At 64.7% G+C, this 23,368-nt stretch carries 26 protein-coding genes and 1 tRNA gene; 13 read left to right on the forward strand and 14 right to left on the reverse strand.

Annotated elements, in window-relative coordinates; translation table 11 throughout:
- The first annotated feature begins 8 nt into the window (after window positions 1–8).
- Entirely contained in the window at window positions 9–623 is a 615-nt protein-coding gene (locus SM757_RS17100) for a LysE family translocator (RefSeq protein ID WP_066337700.1), read from the forward strand.
- A gap of 344 nt (window positions 624–967) precedes the next feature.
- Here the strand turns inward: SM757_RS17100 and SM757_RS17105 are convergent, their stop codons facing one another.
- The 3 genes from SM757_RS17105 to SM757_RS17115 form a co-directional block, all read right to left on the reverse strand.
- Window positions 968–1,705: an arginyltransferase gene (locus tag SM757_RS17105; protein WP_066337744.1), complete on the reverse strand. Its 738-nt coding sequence runs from the start codon at window positions 1,703–1,705 to the stop codon at window positions 968–970.
- Window positions 1,706–1,716: 11 nt separating this feature from the next.
- Window positions 1,717–2,472: a leucyl/phenylalanyl-tRNA--protein transferase gene (gene aat / locus SM757_RS17110; protein WP_066337745.1), complete on the reverse strand. Its 756-nt coding sequence runs from the start codon at window positions 2,470–2,472 to the stop codon at window positions 1,717–1,719.
- 151 nt (window positions 2,473–2,623) lie between these two features.
- The gene (locus tag SM757_RS17115; protein WP_084267588.1) at window positions 2,624–2,866 is read right to left on the reverse strand and encodes a cold-shock protein; all 243 of its coding nucleotides are present in this window, start codon (window positions 2,864–2,866) and stop codon (window positions 2,624–2,626) included.
- 193 nt (window positions 2,867–3,059) lie between these two features.
- Between SM757_RS17115 and clpS the strand changes: the two genes are divergently transcribed.
- Together clpS and clpA are read left to right on the forward strand one after the other, a co-directional pair.
- The gene (gene clpS / locus SM757_RS17120; protein ID WP_066337703.1) at window positions 3,060–3,410 is read left to right on the forward strand and encodes an ATP-dependent Clp protease adapter ClpS; all 351 of its coding nucleotides are present in this window, start codon (window positions 3,060–3,062) and stop codon (window positions 3,408–3,410) included.
- Entirely contained in the window at window positions 3,407–5,713 is a 2,307-nt protein-coding gene (gene clpA / locus SM757_RS17125; protein ID WP_322466414.1) for an ATP-dependent Clp protease ATP-binding subunit ClpA, read from the forward strand. Before clpS ends, clpA begins: the two co-directional genes overlap by 4 nt.
- A 28-nt stretch (window positions 5,714–5,741) precedes the next feature.
- Here clpA and SM757_RS17130 read toward each other — a convergent pair whose 3' ends face one another.
- From SM757_RS17130 to SM757_RS17145, 4 genes are read right to left on the reverse strand one after another with little or no spacing between them, the layout of a single operon-like run.
- Window positions 5,742–6,560, reverse strand: a complete 819-nt coding sequence (locus SM757_RS17130) for a M90 family metallopeptidase (protein WP_322466415.1) — start codon at window positions 6,558–6,560, stop codon at window positions 5,742–5,744.
- Window positions 6,526–7,326, reverse strand: a complete 801-nt coding sequence (locus SM757_RS17135; protein WP_322466455.1) for a UDP-2,3-diacylglucosamine diphosphatase — start codon at window positions 7,324–7,326, stop codon at window positions 6,526–6,528. The genes SM757_RS17130 and SM757_RS17135 overlap by 35 nt, the downstream gene beginning before the upstream one ends.
- Window positions 7,323–7,823: a peptidylprolyl isomerase gene (locus SM757_RS17140; RefSeq protein ID WP_066337710.1), complete on the reverse strand. Its 501-nt coding sequence runs from the start codon at window positions 7,821–7,823 to the stop codon at window positions 7,323–7,325. The genes SM757_RS17135 and SM757_RS17140 overlap by 4 nt, the downstream gene beginning before the upstream one ends.
- A gap of 2 nt (window positions 7,824–7,825) precedes the next feature.
- Window positions 7,826–8,395: a peptidylprolyl isomerase gene (locus tag SM757_RS17145; RefSeq protein ID WP_322466416.1), complete on the reverse strand. Its 570-nt coding sequence runs from the start codon at window positions 8,393–8,395 to the stop codon at window positions 7,826–7,828.
- Between the two features lie 128 nt (window positions 8,396–8,523).
- On the opposite strand from SM757_RS17145, the gene cysS reads away from it, so the two are divergent.
- The 6 genes from cysS to SM757_RS17175 all read left to right on the forward strand — a co-directional run bounded on the left by cysS (window position 8,524) and on the right by SM757_RS17175 (window position 14,338).
- Complete coding sequence (gene cysS, locus SM757_RS17150; RefSeq protein WP_322466417.1) at window positions 8,524–9,903, forward strand: cysteine--tRNA ligase; 1,380 nt, start codon at window positions 8,524–8,526, stop codon at window positions 9,901–9,903.
- Window positions 9,904–10,554, forward strand: coding sequence for a DNA-3-methyladenine glycosylase family protein (locus tag SM757_RS17155; RefSeq protein ID WP_066337716.1), 651 nt, complete (start codon window positions 9,904–9,906; stop codon window positions 10,552–10,554). It begins immediately after the preceding gene.
- 24 nt (window positions 10,555–10,578) lie between these two features.
- The gene (locus tag SM757_RS17160) at window positions 10,579–11,550 is read left to right on the forward strand and encodes an acetyl-CoA carboxylase carboxyltransferase subunit alpha (protein WP_066337718.1); all 972 of its coding nucleotides are present in this window, start codon (window positions 10,579–10,581) and stop codon (window positions 11,548–11,550) included.
- The gene (tilS, locus tag SM757_RS17165) at window positions 11,519–12,850 is read left to right on the forward strand and encodes a tRNA lysidine(34) synthetase TilS (RefSeq protein WP_238455811.1); all 1,332 of its coding nucleotides are present in this window, start codon (window positions 11,519–11,521) and stop codon (window positions 12,848–12,850) included. Before SM757_RS17160 ends, tilS begins: the two co-directional genes overlap by 32 nt.
- A 60-nt stretch (window positions 12,851–12,910) precedes the next feature.
- Window positions 12,911–14,185: an aspartate kinase gene (locus SM757_RS17170; protein ID WP_066337722.1), complete on the forward strand. Its 1,275-nt coding sequence runs from the start codon at window positions 12,911–12,913 to the stop codon at window positions 14,183–14,185.
- Window positions 14,186–14,245: 60 nt separating this feature from the next.
- Window positions 14,246–14,338 (forward strand) — tRNA-Ser (locus tag SM757_RS17175).
- Window positions 14,339–14,462: 124 nt separating this feature from the next.
- Here SM757_RS17175 and SM757_RS17180 read toward each other — a convergent pair.
- The 7 genes from SM757_RS17180 to mltG all read right to left on the reverse strand — a co-directional run bounded on the left by SM757_RS17180 (window position 14,463) and on the right by mltG (window position 20,171).
- Window positions 14,463–15,482, reverse strand: coding sequence for a DUF72 domain-containing protein (locus SM757_RS17180; protein WP_322466418.1), 1,020 nt, complete (start codon window positions 15,480–15,482; stop codon window positions 14,463–14,465).
- A gap of 172 nt (window positions 15,483–15,654) precedes the next feature.
- A complete protein-coding gene (locus SM757_RS17185) occupies window positions 15,655–16,308 on the reverse strand; it encodes an ankyrin repeat domain-containing protein (RefSeq protein ID WP_322466419.1) in 654 nt (217 codons plus the stop codon).
- Window positions 16,305–17,090 (reverse strand): TatD family hydrolase, encoded by a 786-nt coding sequence (locus SM757_RS17190; protein ID WP_322466420.1) that lies wholly within the window; start codon window positions 17,088–17,090, stop codon window positions 16,305–16,307. The genes SM757_RS17185 and SM757_RS17190 overlap by 4 nt, the downstream gene beginning before the upstream one ends.
- Window positions 17,091–17,139: 49 nt before the next feature.
- Window positions 17,140–17,511, reverse strand: a complete 372-nt coding sequence (locus SM757_RS17195) for a PilZ domain-containing protein (protein ID WP_066337748.1) — start codon at window positions 17,509–17,511, stop codon at window positions 17,140–17,142.
- The gene (holB, locus tag SM757_RS17200) at window positions 17,511–18,533 is read right to left on the reverse strand and encodes a DNA polymerase III subunit delta' (protein WP_322466421.1); all 1,023 of its coding nucleotides are present in this window, start codon (window positions 18,531–18,533) and stop codon (window positions 17,511–17,513) included. Before holB ends, SM757_RS17195 begins: the two co-directional genes overlap by 1 nt.
- Window positions 18,530–19,147 (reverse strand): dTMP kinase, encoded by a 618-nt coding sequence (gene tmk, locus SM757_RS17205; protein ID WP_066337727.1) that lies wholly within the window; start codon window positions 19,145–19,147, stop codon window positions 18,530–18,532. The genes holB and tmk overlap by 4 nt, the downstream gene beginning before the upstream one ends.
- A gap of 10 nt (window positions 19,148–19,157) precedes the next feature.
- The gene (gene mltG / locus SM757_RS17210; RefSeq protein ID WP_322466422.1) at window positions 19,158–20,171 is read right to left on the reverse strand and encodes an endolytic transglycosylase MltG; all 1,014 of its coding nucleotides are present in this window, start codon (window positions 20,169–20,171) and stop codon (window positions 19,158–19,160) included.
- Between the two features lie 48 nt (window positions 20,172–20,219).
- Here mltG and ygfZ point away from each other — a divergent pair, with 48 nt between their 5' ends.
- The 4 genes from ygfZ to SM757_RS17230 all read left to right on the forward strand — a co-directional run bounded on the left by ygfZ (window position 20,220) and on the right by SM757_RS17230 (window position 23,363).
- Entirely contained in the window at window positions 20,220–21,152 is a 933-nt protein-coding gene (gene ygfZ / locus SM757_RS17215; protein ID WP_322466423.1) for a CAF17-like 4Fe-4S cluster assembly/insertion protein YgfZ, read from the forward strand.
- Window positions 21,142–21,471: a DUF4936 family protein gene (locus SM757_RS17220; RefSeq protein WP_322466424.1), complete on the forward strand. Its 330-nt coding sequence runs from the start codon at window positions 21,142–21,144 to the stop codon at window positions 21,469–21,471. The genes ygfZ and SM757_RS17220 overlap by 11 nt, the downstream gene beginning before the upstream one ends.
- Window positions 21,459–22,232 carry an NRDE family protein gene (locus SM757_RS17225; RefSeq protein ID WP_322466425.1) on the forward strand — a complete coding sequence of 258 codons (774 nt, stop codon included), beginning with the start codon at window positions 21,459–21,461 and terminating at the stop codon, window positions 22,230–22,232. The genes SM757_RS17220 and SM757_RS17225 overlap by 13 nt, the downstream gene beginning before the upstream one ends.
- Window positions 22,233–22,346: 114 nt before the next feature.
- Window positions 22,347–23,363, forward strand: a complete 1,017-nt coding sequence (locus tag SM757_RS17230) for a TRAP transporter substrate-binding protein (protein WP_322466426.1) — start codon at window positions 22,347–22,349, stop codon at window positions 23,361–23,363.
- The last annotated feature ends 5 nt before the right edge of the window (window positions 23,364–23,368 follow it).

A 23,368-nucleotide genomic window follows, 5' to 3' on the forward strand; every position in this document is an offset into this window, starting at 1 on the left:
TGCACCGAATGAGTGCAGATGAATTCCTGGCCTTGCTGACGCTGGCCACGGCCATGAGCTTTACGCCGGGTCCGAACACCACCTTGTCCACGGCGCTGGCCGTCAATTTCGGCTTGAAGCGGGCGCTGGTATTCGTTGCCGCGGTGCCCGTGGGCTGGACCTTGCTGATGCTGGGTTGTGGTCTGGGCGTGGGCGCTTTGCTGGTGGCGATGCCTGCCGCGCGTGCAGCGGTCAAGTTGGCTGGAATTGCCTACCTGCTGTGGCTGGCGTGGAAGCTGTCGCAGTCCGCGACTTTGAGTCAGGCTGATGAGCGACGTCTGAATGTCGGCTTTTGGCAGGGAGTAGGGCTGCAGTTCCTCAACATCAAGGCGTGGATGCTGGCCCTGGCGCTGGCCGGCGGCTGGGTGAGCAGCGCAGGCGGCCAGCCGGCGAACAACCCGGGGCAGCGTTTGCTCATCGTGTGCGCCGTCATGGTCGTGTTTGCCTGGAGCAGCAACTTCAGCTACGCGCTGGTGGGCTCCGTGTTGCGCCGCTGGCTGGCGCGGGGTAGACGACTGCTGTGGTTCAACCGCGCCATGGCGCTGGTTCTGGTGCTGACGGCGGGGTGGATGGTCAGAGCGTGAGCATCGGTCCACAGAGGTGCGGGCCGAGGCTTGCTCGCAGAAGGTGGTAGGGCAGGCGTTATTCGCAGCTCGCTCTTGGTGGCATTCATGACCCCTAGCAAGCAACATACGAGAAATATACGTTGCTTGACTAATTACTGAGCCGCGGAGAGTAGAAATTGAGATGCCATAGAGCGGCATTCACATTGGAAAACTAAATATTACTGCGCTACATACAAGTAAATAATTCCAAAAAAACCTCCAAGCATAATTCTATTTATTGCCACAAGCTATCCAAGAAAGGGCCAAGCCAATCGTTGGCCCAACTTGGATACTGCTGGCAAAAAAATCCTGATTTTGTCAAATCAATCCTTACAAACAGTCCAGTGCCCATCTACCAATAACTCATGCGGGCGGAAGTGGGCCTTGTAAGCCATTTTGTTACTGCTGCTGATCCAATAGCCCAAATACAGATACGGAAGTTGGAGCAACCGCGTTTGCTCGATTTGCCACAGGATGTTGTAGGTGCCGTAGCTGGCGGCGTCATCCGGATCGTAGAAGGTGTAGACAGCGGACAGGCCGTCACTGAGCACGTCCAGGATGGAGACCATCTTCAGCGCTCCCAGACCGGATTCGCTGGGCGCCCGGAACTCCACGAGGCGAGAGTTGACGCGGCTTTGAAGAAGGAATTGGGTGTATTGGTCCACGCTGTCGTGGTCCATGCCACCGCCGCTGTGCCGCCCGGATTGGTAGCGCAGATAGAGCTGGTAGTGCTCAGGCAGGAAGCACAGTCTCAAAACCCTGGCCACCAGTCCTTGGTGCGACTTCCAGGCCCGGCGCTGGCTGCGGGAGGGTTTGAAATGTTCCACGGGCACACGCAGCGGAACGCAGGCACGACAGCCATCGCAGTAGGGACGGTAGGTAAACAGACCGCTGCGTCGAAACCCTCTTGCCACCAGCTCGGAGTAAGCGTCCGCATGGATGAGATGGCTGGGCGTGGCCACTTGCGAGCGGGCCATCCGCCCCGAGAGGTAGCTGCAGGGGTAGGGCGCAGTGGCATAGAACTGCAGCGATGCCAGAGGAAGTTCTTTGGGAGCGGTCACGCGCAAGGTCCTCAAAGCTTGGGACGCAGGCCCAGCTGCATCCACATCGAATCATCATAGGTCCAGCTTTGCACCGGTTCGGCATCCACGGTGCTCGCCAAGTGGCGAAGAAAGTCGGCGCGTGAGACTTCTCTGGCACCCAGCGAGGCGAGATGCGATGTGTTCTGTTGGCAATCGATAAGCCCGATACCGTGTGCTCGGCAAAAGCAGACCAGGGCAGCCAAGGCGATCTTGGAGGCGTCGGTACGCCGCGAGAACATGGACTCACCGAAAAACATGCGGCCCAAGCTCACGCCGTAGAGCCCGCCGACCAGTTCGCCGTCCATCCAGGTCTCGAAGCTGTGAACTGCACCGGCCGCGTGCCAGTTGCAATAGGCACGCTGCATGTCGGCCACGATCCAAGTGCCATCCTGGTCCTCACGTGGGACGTTGGAGCAGGCATGGATGACACGAGGGAAAACGCGATCCACGTGCACCTCGCAGCCCGGCGTGGTGATGAAGCGCTGCAGCGTTTTGCGCAGCGAGCGGTGAAGCTTGAATTCGGCCGTCGGTAACACCATGCGCGGGTCAGGCGACCACCACAACACAGGTTGTCCATCGGAATACCAGGGAAAGGTTCCCTGCCGGTACGCCTCCGTCAAACGCTGTGGAGTAAGTCGGCCACCTGCAGCCAACAATCCAGGAGCTTGCGTTTCGGGACCAAGCGCCTCTGCGGGATGCGGCAGAGGGGAGTGATCGTCATCCAGCCAGGGTAGTGCCCATTTCATGCACGCAATGATGTGGGCTGCCAAGGCCAAATGAAAAGTTCCTGCTTTCTCCGCGCAGTTCCAGCAAGCACGCTTGGGCTCGACTGCGGAAGAAAACAGGAACTTTGTCCTGCTGTTCACGCCGGTGTCGTGGCGCGAACGTTCAGTGCTTTTATCTGACGTTCTGCTCGCCAGCAGTAGAGCCGGAAGCATCGATGGCGCGAATGTTTTGCGCCAGCTCGCCCTTAGGACCTTTGACGATCTCGAAGCTGACACGGCTGCCTTGCTTCAGCGTTCGGAATCCTTCCATCTGAATGGCTGAGAAGTGAGCAAACACATCTGCTCCTCCATCTGCGGGTTGAATGAAGCCGAAGCCCTTGGCGTCGTTGAACCATTTGACAGTACCGATAGCCATCTCTGCGCCCCTCCAGGTCTTTTTGCTGCAGTGCAACAGATTCTCTTGGTCTGTTCCGGGGCATGTCAATGAGCAGTGTCAGCTTTTTCGTACAAATAGATACATACCATGACCTCGGAGGTCTTGCGGCCTCCGCGTGCAGCGCAATATCCGCAGCACATGCCACCGCAAATCAAGCCGATAGAATGGCCCCATGCCCTCGGAACCCCCCAAGCCCCCTTCGCGAGCGCCGTTCACGCCGGGACGAGACGATGGTGCTGTCGTTGCAGAGCGCAAGACAGCACGCATACGGCCACCGCGCATGTACCAGGTTGTCTTGCTCAATGACGACTACACGCCGATGGAGTTTGTGGTGATGGTGTTGCAGGAGTACTTCAAGCGAGACTTGGAGACGGCAACGCACATCATGTTGAAGATTCATCACGAAGGTCGAGGCGTCTGCGGTGTCTACACCAAGGACGTAGCGGCTACCAAGGTTGAACTCGTACTGGCAGCGGCACGCCGCTCGGGACATCCGCTGCAGTGCATTATGGAGGCCGCATGATCGCGCAAGAGTTGGAAGTCAGCCTGCACATGGCGTTCGTTGAAGCGCGCCAGCAGCGGCATGAATTCATCACCGTCGAGCACCTTCTCATGGCGCTGCTCGACAATCCATCCGCAGCAGAGGTTCTTCGCGCTTGCGCGGCGAACATCGATGATCTCCGCAAGAGCCTTTCAGGCTTTATCAAGGAGAACACGCCGACGGTGGGCGGTACCGACGAGGTGGACACGCAACCCACGCTGGGTTTTCAGCGCGTGATCCAGCGCGCCATCATGCACGTGCAAAGCACTGGCAGTGGCAAGAAGGAAGTCACTGGGGCCAACGTGCTCGTGGCGATCTTTGGCGAAAAGGATTCTCACGCGGTTTACTACCTGCACCAGCAAGGTGTGACGCGGTTGGACGTCGTTAATTTCATTGCGCACGGCATCAAGAAATCCGACCCGCCCGAGCCGACGAAGTCCAACGACAGCAGCAGTAGCAACGAAGGTGAGAAGGAGGAAGGCGGCGAAGGCAAGGGCTCTCCGCTTGACCAGTTCACCCAGAACCTCAACACGCTGGCAACGGCCGGAAAAATCGACCCGCTTATCGGCCGTGAAGGCGAAGTCGAGCGTGTGATTCAGGTTTTGTGCCGCCGCCGGAAAAATAACCCGCTGCTCGTGGGTGAGGCAGGCGTCGGTAAAACCGCCATTGCTGAAGGTTTGGCTTGGCGTATTACTCAAGGCGATGTGCCGGAAGTTCTTTCTGGATCGACCGTCTACGCTCTAGATATGGGTGCTTTGCTGGCCGGCACTAAATACCGCGGAGACTTTGAGCAACGTCTGAAGGGTGTCCTTAAGCAGCTCAAGGACCAGCCGCACGCCATTTTGTTCATCGATGAGATTCACACGCTCATCGGTGCCGGGGCAGCATCCGGTGGAACGCTGGATGCGAGCAATCTCCTCAAGCCAGCTCTGAGTTCGGGCGCCATGAAATGCATTGGTGCCACGACGTTTAGCGAATACCGTGGGATTTTTGAAAAAGACGCGGCGCTGTCTCGGCGATTCCAGAAGGTGGACGTGGTTGAGCCGTCGGTCGAACAGACTGTTGAAATTCTCAAGGGTCTGAAATCCCGTTTTGAAGAACACCACAGCGTCAAATACGCCATTGGTGCCTTGCAGGCGGCAGCTGAGTTGTCCGCAAAATACATCAATGACCGTCACCTACCTGACAAGGCTATAGACGTTATTGATGAAGCCGGTGCTGCTCAACGCATCCTGCCTAAGAGCAAGCAAAAGAAGACGATCACTCGCGCCGAGGTCGAGGAGATCGTTTCCAAGATTGCGCGCATTCCGCCGGCATCTGTTTCCAGCGACGATCGCTCAAAGCTTAAGACGCTTGACCGCGATTTGAAGAGCGTGGTGTTTGGTCAAGACCCCGCCATTGATGCACTGGCGGCGGCGATCAAAATGGCGCGCTCCGGTTTGGGTAAGCCTGACAAGCCCATTGGTTCCTTCTTGTTCAGCGGTCCGACGGGCGTTGGTAAAACGGAAGTGGCCAAGCAGCTGGCATTTATCCTTGGCATTGAGCTGATCCGCTTCGATATGTCCGAGTACATGGAGCGCCACGCGGTGAGCCGTCTCATTGGTGCGCCTCCAGGTTACGTTGGTTTTGATCAGGGCGGTTTGCTGACCGAGGCTGTCACCAAGAAACCGCATGCGGTGCTGCTGCTCGATGAGATCGAAAAAGCGCACCCTGACGTTTTCAACGTGCTGCTGCAAGTCATGGATCACGGCACGCTGACGGACAACAACGGACGCAAGGCTGATTTCCGCAACATCATCATCATCATGACGACCAACGCGGGCGCCGAGACGATGAACAAGTCCACTATTGGATTCACGACGCGGCGCGAGAGTGGTGACGAAATGGGCGATATCAAGCGCCTGTTCACACCGGAATTCCGCAACCGTCTGGATTCCATCGTGAGCTTCCGTGCGTTGGACGAAGAAATCATCCTGCGCGTGGTGGATAAATTCCTGCTGCAGTTGGAAAGCCAGTTGTCCGAGAAGAAAGTGGAGGTCACGTTCACGGACGCGTTGCGCAAGCAACTTGCCAAAAAGGGCTTCGATCCGCTCATGGGCGCCCGTCCCATGCAGCGCCTGATCCAAGACACCATACGCCGCGCGCTGGCCGACGAGTTGTTGTTCGGTCGACTGGTCGACGGCGGCCGTCTGACGGTGGATCTCGACGACAAGGAAGAAGTCCTGCTGCAGATCGAGCCGCGCAAGAGCGACCGTCCGCGCGCAGAGCCGGCCACCACGTCCTGATGGCGTGGTGGCCACGGGTCCAGTAGATTTATTCCGCTGGATCCTGTAAATAGTACGAAGCCAACAGTCGGTACATATCCGGCTGTTGGCTTTTTAGTTTTTCCGGTGTGACGAAAAACGCCTCGGTCGCGACAGCAAAGAATTCTTCAGGGCCTTCGCAGCCATACGGATCAATAGCTGTATCCAGCCCTTGATCGACCCAACGGCAAAACTGTTCGAATTCCAGCTCAAAAACATCATGCCATGCGCGTTGGGCATTGGAATCTGGCAGCAAAGGCATTCCATCCGCCAAGCCGTCGCGCATGTCTAATACATGCGCGAATTCGTGAATGACGACGTTATAAGCAGGGCCGTCGCACGCTTGTCCCGCACTGCTGTAAATATCGTTCCAGCTCAGCATGATGGGGCCGCCATTTACAGCCTCGCCCGCGAGTATTTCGTCGTAGGCGTGCACCACGCCGACGTCGTCAGGCCGTTCTCGTGACGCCACCACGGAATCTGCATGCATCACGATGCCCACGAAATTGTCGTAATGACTCAGGCCAAGTTTGAGTATGGGCAGGCAGGCCTGCGCAGCCACGGCCACGACGATATCGTTGCGCAATTCAAACCCGTTCACACCGTGAAATTCCTTGATGTCCAGAAACAAGCTGGACATACGGCGCAGGTTATTCAGCTCAACGTCATCAAGCCGCTGAAGGAATTGAAAACGTCGTAGTGTCAAATCCCAGACTGCATCCGGAATCTGCCGCCGCTGCAGGGCGTGTTCCTCACGACGTTGCCGAAGAGCCTGACGCAGCTTGGTAAACATCTCATGCAGGCAAATCGAGTCGAACGAAACCTTCACGTTGAAGGCTGAGAACTTGTGCCCGCAGTGGCCCCGAACCGTCTAGCTCCCAATCCGTCAGCACATACCGCCAAATACCGGGAGCCATTTCCTCGCTGCCGGGCCGGTGAGTATGGCCATGCACCAGTGCACTGCACTGGACATGGGTCAACCATTCAAGCGCGGTTTGAGTATCAACGTCTGCCCAACTCTCCGGCATGCGCTGGTGCTCTCGGCTGGCATCACGCATGGCTGCGGCAATGGCACACCGTTGTTGCAGGGGTTTGGCGAGAAAATTCGATTGCCATTCTGGGTTTCGTACCAGAGAACGGAATCTCAGATATTCAACATCGCCGAGGCAAAGCAAATCGCCATGCGACAGCATGATGCGCTGTCCAAATGCGGAGATGACCGTCGGATCATTCAGAAAATGAATGCCGCAAAAATCAGATTGGTTTGATCCAAACAGAAAATCACGGTTGCCGGCCATGAAACCCAACCACCGCGTCTGAGCTGCTTCTCGCAAGATGCTTAGGGCGTCGGCTGCAAAACCTGGCTGAGCGGCCACGTCGTCACCAATCCAGGCCTCGAAAAGATCGCCCAGAATGAACAAGGCTTGCGCTGGAGTTTGTCTGACAAAATCAGCCCAAACCTGAAAGGTCCGGGGTCGCGTCGAATCCAGGTGCAAATCACTGATGAAATCGATGCGATCCCATTCAGCGGGTGCTGCCAGAAACTGAAAGGGCGGCAGCGTCCCGCTTGCCGCCCCTGATGGCGAAGTAATCAGGCGACCTCGACCACGCTCTGGATCACGACGTCTTCCTTGGGCACGTCGCCATGGCCGCCACGGTTACCGGTGGCCACGCCTTCAATGGCATCCACCACTTCCGTACCCGATACGACCTTGCCAAACACGGCATAGCCCCAGCCGTCCTGAGAGCGGTCCTTGTCCAGAAAGCTGTTGCTCTTGGTGTTGATGAAAAACTGCGCCGTGGCCGAGTGCGGCGCCATGGTGCGGGCCATGGCGAGGGTGTACTTCTCGTTGCGCAGGCCGTTGGCGCTCTCGTTGTTGATGGGCGCGCCGGTGGGCTTTTGCTTCATGCCAGGTTCAAAACCGCCGCCCTGAATCATGAAACCCTTGATGACGCGGTGGAACACGGTGCCGTCGTAGTGGCCGGCACGCACGTAATTCAGAAAGTTTTCCACGCTCGCGGGTGCCTTGGCGTCGTCCAGCTCGATGCGGATCACGCCGGCACTGGTGGTCATTTCAACGGTCTTGGTCATAGTCACTTCTCTACGGTTGCTTTGTTGATCAGCACCGGCTGCAGCGGTACGTCTTGGTGCGGGCCTTTGTTGCCGGTGGGCACTTGACGAATCTTGTCCACGACATCCATGCCCGCCACCACCTTGCCGAAGACAGCGTAGCCGTTGCCGTCACGGGCATTGGGCTGGTCCAGGAAGGTGTTGTCCACGACATTGATGAAGAACTGCGCCGTGGCCGAGTCGGCCACCATGGTACGCGCCATGGCGACGCTGCCTCGTACATTGGACAAGCCGTTGCGGCTTTCCAGCGGGATGGGCGCGCGGGTGGCCTTTTCCTTCAGGTCCGGCTGCATGCCGCCGCCCTGGACCATGAAATCCTTGATGACGCGGTGGAACACGGTGCCGTCGTAGTGGCCCGTGCGCACGTACTGCAGGAAGTTGTCCACCGTCTTGGGCGCCTTCTCCGGCGCCAGCTCGATGACGACGTCGCCCATCGAGGTCTGCAACTTGACCTTTTGAGCCCAGGCGGCTGGGGTGGCTGCGCATAGGGCAGAGGCCAGGGTGAAGGCGGCGAGAGCGGCGAGTCGCGTCATGGGTGAGGGCGTCCTTGGCTATACTGCCCCGATTCTACTGAAGCCCCCGGCGCCCCTTTCCCGGCCGGCGCCTGCTGGGCGGGCCGTGCCTGGAACGTTCTCCGGCGCCTGCTGTCGCCCTCCCGTCGATGACCCTTCGCATCTTCAATACGCTCACCCGCCAGGTCGAGCCGTTCACGCCCATTGAGCCTTCACGCGTGCGCATGTACGTGTGCGGCATGACGATTTACGACCTTTGCCACGTTGGGCATGCACGCATGATGATGGCGTTCGACGTCGTGAGCCGCTGGCTGCGCGCCAGCGGGTATGACGTGGTCTACGTTCGCAACATCACCGACATTGACGACAAGATCATCCGCCGCGCGCTGGAACGCGGCGTCTCCATCCGGCAGTTGACGGACGAGATGATTGTGGCCATGCACGAGGACGTGGGCGCCATTGGCATTGAGCCGCCGACACATGAGCCCCGCGCCACCGAGTACGTGCCGCAGATGCTCAGCATGATTCAGCGCCTGGAGGACAAGGGGCTGGCCTACCGCGCCGCTGGTGGCGACGTCAACTTCGCCGTGCGCAAGTTCCCCGGCTACGGAAAGCTCTCCGGCAAATCGCTGGACGAGCTGCGTGCCGGCGAGCGCGTGGCGGTACTCGAAGGCAAGGAGGATCCGCTGGACTTCGTGCTGTGGAAAGCCGCCAAGGCCGAGGAGCCGGCAGACGCCAAGTACGCCAGTGACTTCGGCCCTGGACGTCCGGGTTGGCACATCGAGTGCTCTGCCATGAGCTGCGCGCTGTTGGGCGAGCACTTTGACATCCACGGCGGCGGCATGGACCTGCAGTTCCCTCACCACGAGAACGAAATCGCGCAAAGCGAAGGCGCCACGGGGCAGACTTTCGTCAACGTGTGGATGCACAACGGCTTCCTCAACGTCGACAACGAGAAGATGTCCAAGTCGCTGGGCAACTTCTTCACCATCCGCGACGTCCTCAAGAGCTTCGACGGCGAGACGGTGCGCTTCTTCATGCTGCGCACCCACTACCGCAGCCCGTTCAACTTCAGCGACGCCAACCTGGAAGACGCCCGCGGCGCACTGCGCCGCCTCTATACGGCGCTCTCCAGCTTGGAGGACGTACCGGCGCTTGCTGCCATCGACTGGAACCAGCCGCAGGCTGCGGCCTTCCGGGCCGCGATGGACGAAGACTTCAACACGCCCGGCGCCGTGGCCGTGCTGTTCGAGCTGGCCGGCGAGGTCAACCGCAGCCGCAGCGTGGAAGCCGCCGCGCTGCTCAAGGCGCTGGGCGCCATCCTGGGCCTGCTGCAGCAATCGCCGCGCACCTTCCTGCAAGGCGGCAGCAGCCTGGACGATGCCGAAATCCAGCGCTTGATTGAGCAGCGCGCCGCTGCCAAAAAGGCACGTGACTTCGCCGCGGCCGACGCCATCCGCCGCGAGTTGGCCGAGCGCGGCATCGTGCTGCAGGACTCGCCGCAGGGCACGACCTGGGTGAAGGCCTGAATGGTGCGTCCGGCCGCCGCGGTCACGCCTGCCTATTGGGACGAGGCGTGCAAACACCTCGCCAAACGCGACCGGGTGATGCGCAAGCTCATTCCGCAGTTCGGCGAAGCCCGGCTGCAGTGCCGGGGCGATGCTTTCACCACGCTGGCGCGCTCCATCGTCGGCCAGCAAATCTCGGTACGCGCCGCGCAAGCGGTGTGGGAGCGCTTTGCGGCGCTGGCCGGCGGGCGTTCGAATAAACTTCAGCCCGCTGCCGTGCTGGCCCTGGAAGTGCCTGCCATGCGCGAAGCGGGTTTGTCAGCGCGCAAGGTGGAATACCTTCGCGACCTGGCCACGCACTTTTCCGACGGTACGGTTCACGTACGTCAATGGCAGCAGATGGACGATGAGGCCATCATCGAGGAACTCGTCGCCGTGCGCGGCATCGGCCGCTGGACGGCGGAGATGTTCCTGATCTTTCACCTCATGCGCCCAAACGTGCTGCCGCTGGACGACGTTGGGCTGTTGCGCGGCATCAGCCTCAACTATTTCAGCGGCGAGCCGGTCTCACGAGCCGAGGCCCGTGAAGTCGGCGATGCTTGGTCTCCGTACCGGTCGGTGGCCACGTGGTACCTGTGGCGCAGCCTGGATCCGGTTCCCGTCGAGTACTGAGAGTCGGCCAGGGTAGGAATTCTTATGAGCAAAAAACACTTCCTCGAATTCGAACAGTCCGTTGCCGAGCTGGAAGGCAAGATCGAGGAGCTGCGCTACGTGCAGACCGAGTCGGCCGTGGACATTTCCGAGGAAATCGAGCGGCTGCAGAAGAAGAGCCTGCAGCTCACCAAGGACATCTACGCCAACCTCACGCCGTGGCAGGTCACGCAGATCGCCCGCCACCCGCAGCGCCCGTACACGCTGGACTACATCGGCGAGACCTTCACCGACTTTCAGGAGCTGCACGGCGATCGGCACTATGCGGATGACCAGTCCATCGTCGGTGGCCTGGCGCGCTTCAACGGCCAGGCCTGCATGGTGCTGGGCCACCAGAAGGGCCGCGACACCAAGGAGCGCGCCGCGCGCAACTTCGGCATGAGCCGCCCCGAGGGTTACCGCAAGGCCCTGCGGCTGATGAAGCTGGCCGAGAAGTTCGGCCTGCCAGTGTTCACCTTCGTGGACACGCCGGGTGCGTACCCCGGCATCGGCGCCGAGGAGCGTGGCCAGTCGGAAGCCATAGGCCGCAACATCTACGAGATGGCGCAACTGGAAGTGCCCATCATCACCACCATCATCGGCGAGGGTGGCTCCGGTGGTGCGCTGGCCATCAGCGTCGCGGACCAGGTGCTGATGCTGCAGTTCTCCGTCTACTCCGTGATTTCGCCGGAAGGATGCGCTTCCATTCTGTGGAAGACGGCCGAGCGCGCCTCCGACGCCGCCGAAGCGCTGGGCATCACCGCGCACCGGCTCAAGGCCCTGGGCCTGATCGACAAGATCGTGAGCGAGCCCGTGGGTGGCGCACACCGCGACACGCGCCACATGGCCGCCACGCTCAAGCGCGCGCTCAACGATGCGCTGCGCCAAGTGGTGGACCTCAAGCCGCGCGAACTGCTGCAGCGCCGCTATGAGCGGCTGCAGTCCTATGGCCGCTTCACCGACACCACCGAACGCTGACAGTCCCTGCGTCGCCGTCGCCACCAGCGGCGGCCGCGACTCCACCGCGCTGCTCCACGCCACTGCCCACGCCGCACAGGTGCAGGGCCTGCGCGTCGTGGCGCTGCACGTGCACCATGGCCTGCAAACCGTAGCGGACGCCTGGGTTGAGAACCTGCAGGCCCAGTGCCGGGAATGGGCTTCGCAAGGCCTGCCGGTGGAGTTGCGCTGGTGCCGGCTAGAAGGCCGTCCCGCACGGGGTGAAAGCGTGGAAGCCTGGGCACGCAACGGCCGCTACGCGGCCTTGGCCCGCATGGCCGGCGAGGCCGGCGCTCACATCGTCCTGCTGGCGCACCATCGCCGCGACCAGGCCGAGACTTTCGTGTTGCAGGCCCTGCGCGGCGGCGGCGCCGCCGGGCTGGCGTCCATGCCGCGCGAGGCGTGGCGTGATGGCATTTGCTGGGTGCGCCCGTGGCTGCAGTTGTCCCGCGAGGCCATCGAGGCCTACGTGGATGCGCACGGCCTGGTGTTCGTTGAAGACCCCAGCAACGAAGACCACGGTTTTGCGCGCAACCGCTTGCGCCACCAGGTGATGCCGGCACTCAGCGCAGCCTTCCCTGAAGCCGAGCAATCGCTGGCTGCGGCGGCGCGCCAGGCGCAGCAGGCGCGCGAATGCTTGGCCGCGCTGGCGGACATTGACCTGCAGCGGGCGGTCCAGGACGACAAGTTGCGCATTGGCGATGTCACGGCCTTGCCGCCGGCCCGCCAGGTGAACCTGCTGCGGCACTGGCTGTGGCAGCGCTGCGGGCGCGGCGCGAGCGAAACCCTGTTGCAGCGCCTGGTGCGGGAACTGCCCGGCGAGCCGCCGGCGTCCTGGCCCGCGGGCGAACATGTGCTGCACCGCTACCGCGGGCTGCTGAGATGTGAAGCGGCCGGGCAGGGGACGGAGATGGCGGCGGATGCTTCGCCTTGTGCCGTTTCGCTGCCGGAGCCGGGCCGGTACCGGCTCGAAGGGTGGCCCGGCTGGCTGGAAGTCACGCCGGTATCCGGGCGTGGTGTGAGTCCACGGCAACTGCAGAACTGCCTGGCGCAGCCCCGGCAGGGCGGCGAGCAATTTCAATTGAAGCCTCGCGGCATTCCCCGCAGCCTGAAGAAGCAATACCAGGCCGAAGGCGTGCCGGCGTGGCGGCGCAGCGGGCCCTTGCTGTGGTTGGGCAGCGACTTGTTGTTTGTCCCGGGTTTGGGCATCGATGCGCGGCAATGGGCGCCCAACGGGGAAGTGCAGTGGGCACTGGAATGGGTGGCTGACGGGGCCGGCTAGAATCACGGGTTCGCGGGCCGATGGTGCCTCGCGGCAAACACCGGGCCTGTTTCAAACACCATGGCATTGATCGTTCACAAGTACGGCGGTACGTCGATGGGCTCCACGGAGCGCATCCGCAACGTCGCCAAGCGCGTCGCCAAATGGGCGCGTGCCGGCCACCAGATGGTGGTCGTCCCCTCCGCAATGAGCGGCGAAACCAACCGCCTGCTTGGGCTGGCCAAGGAGCTTTCGCCCAAACAGACTTCCTCGGCGCTGCTGCGCGAGCTCGACATGATTGCCGCCACGGGCGAGCAGGTGTCGGTTGGTCTGCTGGCCATCGCGCTGCAGGCCGAAGGCATGGAGGCCATCAGCTACACCGGTTGGCAAGTGCCGGTGCAGACCGATTCGGCCTACACCAAGGCGCGCATCCAGAGCATCGACGACGCCCGCGTGCGCGCCGACCTCGAAGCCGGCCGCGTGGTGATCATCACCGGTTTCCAGGGCATCGACTCCGACGGCCACATCACGACGCTGGGCCGTGGCGGCTCGGACACCTCGGCGGTGGCCGTGGCGGCGGCGATGAAGGCCCACGAGTGCCTGATCTACACGGACGTCGACGGCGTCTACACCACCGACCCGCGCATCGTGGCCGAGGCCCGGCGCCTGTCCACCATCAGCTTCGAAGAGATGCTGGAGATGGCCAGCCTGGGCTCCAAGGTGCTGCAGATCCGCTCGGTGGAGTTCGCGGGCAAGTACCGCGTACCGCTGCGCGTGCTCTCCAGCTTCACGCCCTGGGATATTGATATCGAAGAGGAAGCCAGCTCCGGCACCCTGATCACCTTCGAGGAAGACGAAAAGATGGAACAAGCCGTTGTCTCCGGCATCGCGTTCAACCGCGATGAGGCCAAGATCACCGTCATGGGCGTGCCCGACAAGCCCGGCATCGCTTACCAGATCCTGGGCGCCGTGGCCGAGGCCAACATCGACGTCGACGTGATCATCCAGAACGTGTCGCACGACGGGAAGACCGACTTCTCCTTCACCGTGCACCGCAACGACTACCAGCGCACCATCGACCTGCTGCAAAACCAGGTCGCGCCGTCCACCGGTGCCACGCAAGTCCTGGGCGACACCAAGATCTGCAAGGTGAGCATTGTCGGCATCGGCATGCGCAGCCACGCCGGCGTGGCCAGCAAGATGTTCCGCGCCCTGAGCGACGAGGGCATCAACATCCAGATGATCACCACCAGCGAGATCAAGACCAGCGTCGTGATCGACGAGAAGTACATGGAGTTGGCCGTGCGCGCGCTGCACCGCGCCTTCGAGCTGGATCAGGAACCGGTTGCGGCCTGATAAAAATGCGCAGGGGGCTTGCGAAAGCTGAAAAGACCCTGCTAGAATCTGAGCTTCGCTGGAGTCGTGACCGAGTGGCCGAAGGTGCTCCCCTGCTAAGGGAGTATGCGGGCAAAACCTGCATCGAGGGTTCGAATCCCTCCGACTCCGCCAAAACAGCATGAGACCGAAGGTTCCGTAAGGGCCTTCGGTCTTTTTGCTTTTGGCCGAGGTTTTCTAAGTCCGCAGCCTACTGGGACTGCGGTTCTATGGGGACTGGGTTCTATGTGCCGGTTTCTCAGGCTGGCAGCGCGGCCAGTGCGCGCGCCAGCTCCAGCACGGAGCAGGGCGCACAGCCCTCAGCCTTGTTGTTCACGGTCACGTAGACGCTGTGGCCGGCGGACAAGGTGCCGGCCATCACTTTCACCAGCCCTTGGCGAGTGGGCAAATCCGGTGCGACGAGCTTGTCGAAGGGCGCCCAACGATCCTTGGCGCCGGCATAGCTTTGGCCGAGCTGCAGGTTCCAACGGCAGACCAAGTCGCCAGGCCATGTGGCGCGCAGCATGGGCAGTTGCCGGTCTATGACGGGCATGCGGTCGTGCAGGCCCACGCAGTAGCGCACGCCAAAGGCTTTCAGGTGAGCCGCCAGCCAGGGCTGCAGCAGTTCGGGGTCGCGCAACTCCAGCGCCAGGCGGCTGTCCGCGGGCAGCTCCGGCAGCAAGGCCTGCCACAAGCGCTCCAGTTGCTGCTCCAGCCGCAACGGGTCGTGCAACCAAGCCGGCGGCAAAGGAGAGAGCTGGAACACGAGCACGCCCAGCTTGTCGCCCAGGCCTTGGACGGCCGGACGCAGGCATTGCTCCAGCGCCAGGCCCGGATCCAGGAAATTGGGATTGCTGCGCTCGGCACGGCCGCCGCCGTCGCGCTGCACGGCATCGCTGACCAGCGCCGCCGCCTTGACCACGAAGCGGAAGTGAGCCGGCACCTGCGCGCCCAGCGCCGCGTAGCCGGCGGCGTTCAGCGGCCGGTAGAAGGCGCGGTCCAGGCTCACCGTGCGCAGCAATGGATGCGCGGCGTAGGCCGGCAGACCTTCGCGCGACAGCCGTGCTTCCGGATACGCCTGCGCCCACACCAGGCCGGCCCAGCCGGTGAAATTCCAAGAAGAAGTCCCCAGGTGCAGCCGTCCTTGCCAGCGCTCGTTGAGCGCGTGCGCCAACTCCAGCCATTCGGACGAGGGCAGGGCCGGCTGCACCGCGGTTTTCTCAACTGCGGGCACGTCATCGAACAACAGTGATTGCAGCGATGCCTCTGATTGCTTCATGTGCCAAGCGTAGCGGGCCAGAGTGTTGCCAAAGCCGTGGGGCAGGAAAGAGACCCGGAGCGCATTGAAGCGTGGAAAGCAGGCGGGCTTCATCTCGCAGCGCATATGTTATTTAACATAATACGCATTGCCGTGGTTTATGTGTGGAGCCGCAGGGCCCCTGCACCGGCTGTCAACGGCGCATCGCGGCGCTCAACTCGTCGGCCAGGCCGTCCCGTCCCGCCGACTTGGCGAAATCCGCAGCACTCATGCCGCGCTTGTTGAGCAGCTTGGCATCCGCGCCGCGGCGCAGCAGCAGCCGCGCGGCATCGATGGCGCCGTAGCCCGCGGCCATCATCAGCGGCGTGCTGCCGTTCGGACTCAGCGCGTCCACGGGCGCTGCGGCCTTGATCATCACTTCCACCGGCTCCACCTCCGGACTGGAGGCGGCGTAGTGAATCGGCGCCCAACCCTCGCGGTGCACCTGTGCGCCGCGCTGGATGAGGCGCTGCATCCATTCCACATGGCCGCGCAGCGCGGCCATCATCAGCGGCGTCTCGTTGGCGGCGTTGACGGCTTCCAGGTCCAACTGCGGATGTGCCCACAGCGCCGCGGCGGCCTTGAGCGAGTCTTCCTTGAATGCCAAGGTCAGCGCCGGCTGGCCGCGCTCGTCGCGGGAGTTCGGATCGAAGCCGCGCTTGAGCAGCGCCGTGACGGTGAGCCCGTCGTCGCGCTCGACCGCCTTGAAGAAATCCTCGTAGCTGCCGGCCCAAGCCAGGCGGCCACTCGAAAGGCACGCCGCCGCAATACCGGCCATCGCCCGGCGCCGGATCAACCCCGGCTTCATGCGGCTGCCGCGACCTTGAACAGCCGCTCGAAATTGGCACTGGTGGCGCGGCCGATGTCCTCGGCGCTGCAGCCCTTGAGCTCGGCCAGTTGCGCCGCGACGTGCGGCACGTAGGCCGGCTGGTTGACCTTGCCGCGGTACGGCACGGGCGCCAGGTACGGGCTGTCGGTTTCGATCAGCAGCCGGTCCATGGGCACGAATCTGGCGACCTCGCGCAAATCCGCCGCATTGCGGAACGTGAGGATGCCGGAAAAGGAAATGTGAAAGCCCAGGTCCAGGGCGGCGCGGGCCACGGCCTCGGTTTCCGTGAAGCAGTGGAAAACGCCGCCGGCCTGCTCGCCGCCCTCCTCGCGCAGGATGGCCAGCGTGTCCTCGCTGGAGCTGCGCGTGTGGATGATCAGCGGTTTACCCGTGGCGCGCGCCGCCCGGATGTGCACGCGAAAGCGCTCGCGCTGCCACTCCATGTCGGCCATGGAGCGGCCATTGAGCCGGTAGTAGTCCAGCCCGGTTTCGCCTATGCCCACCACGCGCGGGCGTGCGGCCAGCTCGCAGAGGTAGCCCTCGGTGGGCTCCATCACGTCCTCGTTGTCGGGGTGCACGCCGACGCTGGCCCAGAAGTTGTCGTGTGCGAGCGCCAGGCCGTGCACGGCCTCGAACTCTTCCAGCGTGGTGCAGATGCACAGCGCGCGGTCCACGTCCGCGGCGGCCATGGCGGCGCGAATCTCGTCCAGCCGCGCATGCAGCTCGGGAAAACTCAGGTGGCAGTGGGAATCGACGTACATCGCAATCAAACCAATCAAGCGCCGCGGCCGGGTCGGCCGCGAGCGGACATCAGAACACCTGCGTGGAGCGCGCCCCAGCCGAATCGGCCAGCAGGCTTTCAATGAGCGCCTTGACCGCACGCGACTCCTCGCTGCCGTTGAAAGCCACGCCCACGCCCTGCGGACGGCCACCGGGCGCATGCGCCGGCGTGATCCACGCCACCTTGCCGGCCACGGTGCGGCGTTCGGTCTCGCCGGGCAGCGTCAGCAGCAGCTCGAAGGCGTCACCCAGCCGGTGCTCATGCGCCGTGGCAATGAACAGGCCGCCTTCGGTGAACAGCGGGATGTAGGTGGTGCTCAAAGCCTGCCGGTCGCTGAAGACCAGTTGCACCAGCGTGGGCTGCGCCGGAGCCGGCGCGTCGGGGGTCGAGGTGGCGTTCATCAGCGGCCCAGTGTAGTGACGCGCGGGCGGGCACCCGCCGCCGGCCGGGCCGCGGGCCACAGCGCCGCGGCCTGTGCCACCAGCGATTCGGCCAGCAGCGACGCGTTCCACGGGTGCTCGTCGTGGCGCGAGAGCTGCGTGAGCTCGCGCGACCATTGGGCCAGCGCCGGCAAAGCGGCGCCGGACGGCAGGGCGTCGGCCGGGAAGTAGCGCGGCGCGCCGCCGGCGGCCACCGCCATGAGGTCGTGGCAGAGCTTGAGCAGCGTCTCCAGCAGCCGGGGCAGCGGCCATTGCGCCACCGCCGTGACGTCGCCCAAGCGCAGCCGCTGCGGCAGTGCGGCCCAGGCGGCGGCATCCACGCCCTCGCCCGCCAGCGCCTGCGCCTCCAGCGGCCGCCCGCCCGCGGCGTCCAGCAGCACGGCCGGCTGCGCGACGCCGCGCTCCTGCAGCCAGGCCAGCGCCGCCTCGCGCGGCGGCATGGGCAGCGCCAGGCGCTGGCAGCGGCTGCGGATGGTGGGCAGCAGCAGCTCGGGGTCGGTGGCCGTCAGCAGCAGCCGCACCTGGGGCGCGGGCTCCTCCAGCGTCTTGAGCAGCGCATTGGCGCTGGCCTCCTGCATGGCCGTGGCCGGATGGATGAGCAGCACCTTGGCCACGCCGCGCGAGACGCTCTGGTGCGACCAGTCGATGGCCTGGCGCACCTCCTCGATGCGGATCCACTTGCTGGGCTTCGCGTCCTTCTTGCGCGACTCCTCCTCCGGCCAGCCCAGCGGCTCGCGCAGCGCTTCCGGCATCAGCAGCTTGAAGTCCGGATGGCCGTGCGTGTCCATCAGATGGCACGACGGGCAGCGGCCGCAGGGGCGGTGGGCGCCCTCGCCGCCCGCCTCGCACAGCAGCGCCTTGGCCAGCTCGAAGCCGAACTCGTACTGGCCCACGCCCGCCGGCCCGTGGAACAGCAGCGCGTGCGCGCGCTGGCGCAGCGCCTGTTGCAGCGGCGCCTCCAGCCAGGGCAGCGGCGCGCTCACCAGCCGCGCTCCTCAAGCGATTGGGCGATCTGCGCCCACACGGCCTCGCGCGGCTGCAGCGCATCTATGCGAATGAAGCGGCCCGGCGCCGCAGCGGCGCGGGCCGCGTAGCCCTCGCGCACGCGGGTGAAGAAGGTTTCGTCTTCGCTTTCGAAGCGGTCGGCCGCGCGGGCCGCCGCACGGCGCTGCGCCGCCACGGCGGGAGGCAGGTCGAACCACAGCGTCACGTCAGGCTGCCGGCCTTGCTGCACCCAGCTTTCCAACTGGACGAGCACCTGGCCGTCAAAGCCGCGGCCGCCGCCCTGGTAGGCGAAGGTGGCGTCGGTGAAACGGTCGCACAGCACGGTGGTGCCGCGGGCCAGGGCCGGCTCGATGACCTGGCGCAGGTGGTCGCGCCGCGCGGCGAAGACCAGCAGGCTTTCGGTGAGTGCGTCCATGGGCTGGTGCAGCAGCAGCTCGCGCAGCCGCTCGGCCAGCGCCGTGCCGCCGGGCTCGCGCGTGAGCAGCACCTCGCGGCCGCGTGCGCGCAGCCACTGCGCCAGGGCCTCGATGTGCGAGCTCTTGCCCGCACCGTCTATGCCTTCGAAGGTGATGAAACCGTGGTTCACAAGCAATGGTGTTTTGTCAGGGCGCGCTCGCGCCACGCGGCGCGCGCTGGTACTGGTTGACGGCCCGATTGTGGTCCGCGAGGTTGTCGCTGAAGACGCTGCTGCCGTCGCCGCGGGAGACGAAGAACAGCGCCTTGGTCGGCGCCGGCTTCACCGAGGCGCGCAGCGACTCCAGCCCCGGCATGGCGATCGGCGTGGGCGGCAGCCCGCTGCGGGTGTAGGTGTTGAAGGGCGTGTCCTCCTGCAGGTCGCGCTTGCGCAGGTTGCCGTCGAAGCGCTCGCCCAAGCCGTAGATGACGGTCGGGTCGGTCTGCAGCGGCATGCCCACGCGCAGCCGGTTGAGGAAGACGGCCGCCACCTTGGGCCGGTCGGCGGCCTGGCCGGTTTCCTTTTCCACGATGGAGGCCAGGATGAGCAAGTCGTCCCGGCTGCGCAGCGGCGAGTCGGACGGGCGCTCGGCCCAGGCCTGCTCCAGGCGGCGCTGCATGGCGGCGTGCGCACGCTTGAGCACGGTGAGGTCGCTCACGCCGCGGCTGTAGGCGTAGGTGTCGGGAAAGAAGCGCCCTTCCGGCGCCACGCCCGGCGCGCCCAACGCGGCCATGAGCTGCGCATCGCTGAGCGTGGCCGTGGCGGGTTTGAGCGATTGGGCGCGGGCCAGCTCGGCCCGCAACTGCCTGAAGGTCCAGCCCTCGATGAAGCGCACGCTTTCCAGCACCTCGTCGCCGCGCACCATCTTGTCGAGCAACTGGCGCGGCGTGGTGCCGCGGTCTATTTCGTAGCTGCCCGCGCGTATCTGGCGGGCCAGGCCCGACCAGCGGAACCAGTGGTAGAGGAAGTCGGGGGAGGTCTCGACGCCGGCCTGCACCCAGTCCTGCGCCACCTTGCGCGGCGAGGTGCCGGGCTCGATGGACAACTCCACCGAGTTGCCCGCCAGTGTCAGCGGCCGCTGCAGCCACCACCACGCGGCACCGCCGGCGCCCAACGCGGCCAGGGCCGCCAGCCCTGCGAGCACCAGCAAGATCCGCTTCATCACCACACCAACACCGCCCGGGCCAAAGCCGCTGATCATAATGGCCGCATGACCGACACCCTCATTCAGGCAGGTACCTTCGACGGTGCCGCGCCTTTGACGCACCTGGGCCTGGTGCGAGCCAGCGGCGAGGATGCCGCGTCCTTCCTGCACGGCCAGCTCACGCAAGACGTCAACGCGCTGGACGCCCACTCTGCCCGCTTGGGCGGCTACTGCACCGCCAAGGGCCGGCTGCTGGCCAGCTTCATTTTCTGGCGCCCAACGGCCGGCGAGATCCTGCTGGCCTGCAGCGCCGACGTGCTGGCCGCCACCGTCAAGCGCCTGTCCATGTTCGTCCTGCGTGCCAAGTGCAAGCTGGCCGAAGCCTCCGATCTGCGCCTCTACGGCCTGGCCGGCCCAAGCGCCGCCGCCTGGTTGGGCGACGCCGCGCCGCAACAGTCCTGGCAGCGCGCCCGCGTGCAGGACGCCGACGTGATCCGCCTGCCGGACGTGGACGGCGTGCCGCGCTGGCTGCTGGCATCTGCCCAAGCCCCGGAGCTGCCGGCGCTGTCCGAGGACGCCTGGCGCTGGCTGGAAGTGCGCAGCGCCCTGCCTCGCGTGGTGGCAGCCACGTCCGAGCAGTTCGTCCCGCAGATGATCAACCTGGAGCTGGTCGGCGGCGTGAGCTTCAAGAAGGGCTGCTACCCCGGCCAGGAAGTCGTGGCCCGCAGCCAGTACCGCGGGACGACCAAGCGCCGCGCCTTCCTGTTCGATGCCGCGGCCGACGCCGCCCCGGGCCAGGAGGTGTTCACGGCCGGCGACGACCCGGGCCAGCCCTCCGGCCTGGTGATGGATTCGGCCACGCTGCAAGGCCAGACCGCCGTGCTGGTGGAGCTCAAGATCGCCGCGCTGCAGGCGCCCTCGCTGCACCTGCGCGCGCCCGATGGTCCGGCCCTGCGGCCCGCGCCGCTGCCTTACGAGCTGCCCCTGGATGCCGAATGAAGTCACCGGCGCCCCCGACGGGCGCCGGCTGTACGTGTATTACCGCGTGGCCCTGGCCGACTTGGCCGCCTGTGGGCAAGCCGTGCGGACGTTTCAAACCGAGCTGCAGCGCGCGCACCCTGATCTGGTTTGCGAGCTGCTGCAGCGGCCGCAAAGTGAAGACGTCGCCGGCCAGCGCACGCTGATGGAAACCTACGCCCGCCCAAGCGGTGTGGACGAGGCGCTGCAGGCGCACATCGCCCACGCCGCCGCGACGGCGCTGGCGCTGCTGGTGACCAGCACGCGCCATGTGGAGGTGTTCGAGCCATGTGCCTGGTAGCGCTGGCCTGGGACGCGCATCCGCGCTTCGACCTCGTCCTGGCCGCCAACCGCGACGAGTTCCTGGATCGCCCCGCCGCCGCACTGCACCGTTGGGCCGACGGCACGCTCGCCGGCCGCGACCTGCGCGCCGGCGGCACCTGGTTCGGCCTCAACGACGCCGGCCGTCTGGCGCTGCTCACCAACGTGCGCCGCCCAAGCGACATGCGTGCGGACGCACCCTCGCGCGGCGAGATCGTCACGCAGTGGCTGCACGGCGGCAGCGACGGCGCTGCCTTCTGCGAAGCGCTGCGCGAGGCCGGCCACAACCCGTTCAACCTGCTGGCAGCCGATTTCATCCGCGGCGAGTTCTTCTGGACCGGCACCGACCACCCTGCCCCGCACGCGCTGCGGCCGGGGCTGCACGCCCTCTCCAACGCCGCGCTGGACACGCCCTGGCCCAAGACCGTGCAGCTCAAGCGCGAGCTGGCGCTGGCGCTGGAGCGGCATGGCGACACCGAGGCGCTGATAGTCGTGCTGCTGGCGGCGCTGGGCGATCGCACCCGCGCGCCGGACGCCGCGCTGCCCGCCACGGGCGTGCCGCTGGAAGTGGAGCGCTACCTGTCGTCCGTGTTCATCGACATGCCGCACTACGGCACGCGCTGCTCCACGGTGCTCCTGCGCGAGCGTGCGACGCGGCGGCTCACGCTGGTGGAGCGCACGCACGGGCCGCAAGCGTCCGAAGTGCGTGTCGAGCTGCCGTGCTGGCCCGTGGCGCCCTGAAGGCAGGAGAGCCACAAGGGCCGCAAGCCGCACCAGCTTGATGCACCGCGAGGGGCCGCCGCCGGGCGAACCCTAGAATTTCAGGTTGCTCGACAAAACCGCTCAGGAGACCTCGTGACCCCTTCCGGCATCACGCGCCGCACGGCGCTCGCCACCACCGCCTTGCTGTTGGGCGGCGCCGCCCAAGCCCAGGTGGAGGACCGCACCATCCGCATCGGCACCACGGTGCCGGCGGATCACCCCATCAGCTTGGGTGCCAAGAAATTCACCGAGATCGTTGCCGCCAAGAGCGCGGGCAAGCTCAAGGTCAAGGACTATCCCGCGCTGGCGCTGGGCCCGGAGCTGCAGCAGCAGTCGGCGCTGATCGGGGGCGTGCAGGAGATGTTCGTGCCCAGCTCCGCGACGCTGGCGGGCATCGTCCGCGAGTTCACGCTGCTGGACCTGCCCTACCTGATACGCAACCCCGCGCAGGCTGATGCCCTCATGGACGGCCCCTTTGGCCAGGCCCTGCTGGCCAAGCTGCCGGAAAAGGGTTTGGTCGGCCTGGCGATGTGGGAAAACGGCCTGCGCCACATCACCAACAGCCGCCACCCCATCCAGAAGCTGGAGGACGTGCAGGGCCTGAAGATCCGGGTGCAGCAGAACCCCATCTTCATAGACATGTTCAAGGCGCTCAAGGCCAACCCGGTGCCCATGTCCTTCGGCGAGGTCTACGGCGCGCTGGAAACCAAGGCGCTGGACGCGCAGGAGAACCCGCTGCTCGTGGCGCGCTCGGCCAAGCTCTACGAGGTGCAGAAGTACGCCAGCCTGACCGGCCACGCCTACGGCGTGATCATCGTCCTGGTCAGCAAGAAGCTGTGGGACAAGCTCTCGGCCGACGAGCGCAAGCTGCTGCAGGCCTCGGCGCTGGAGGCGCGCGACTACCAGCGGCAGGTCAGCCGCGAGCAGGCGCGCAAGGCCATGGAAGAGCTCAAGGCCGCCGGCATGGTGATCAACGAGGTGGCGCCGGCCGAGCTCGACCGCATGCGCCAGGCCGTGCAGCCCGTGGCCGACCGTGCGCTGCAGACGTTTGATCCGGCCCTGGTGCGGCTGCTGCGCTCGGAGCTGGAGCGCGTGTCGCACATAGGCTGAAGAAC

Source organism: Azohydromonas lata (assembly GCF_034427735.1).
Taxonomy (GTDB): Bacteria; Pseudomonadota; Gammaproteobacteria; order Burkholderiales; family Burkholderiaceae_C; genus Azohydromonas; species Azohydromonas lata.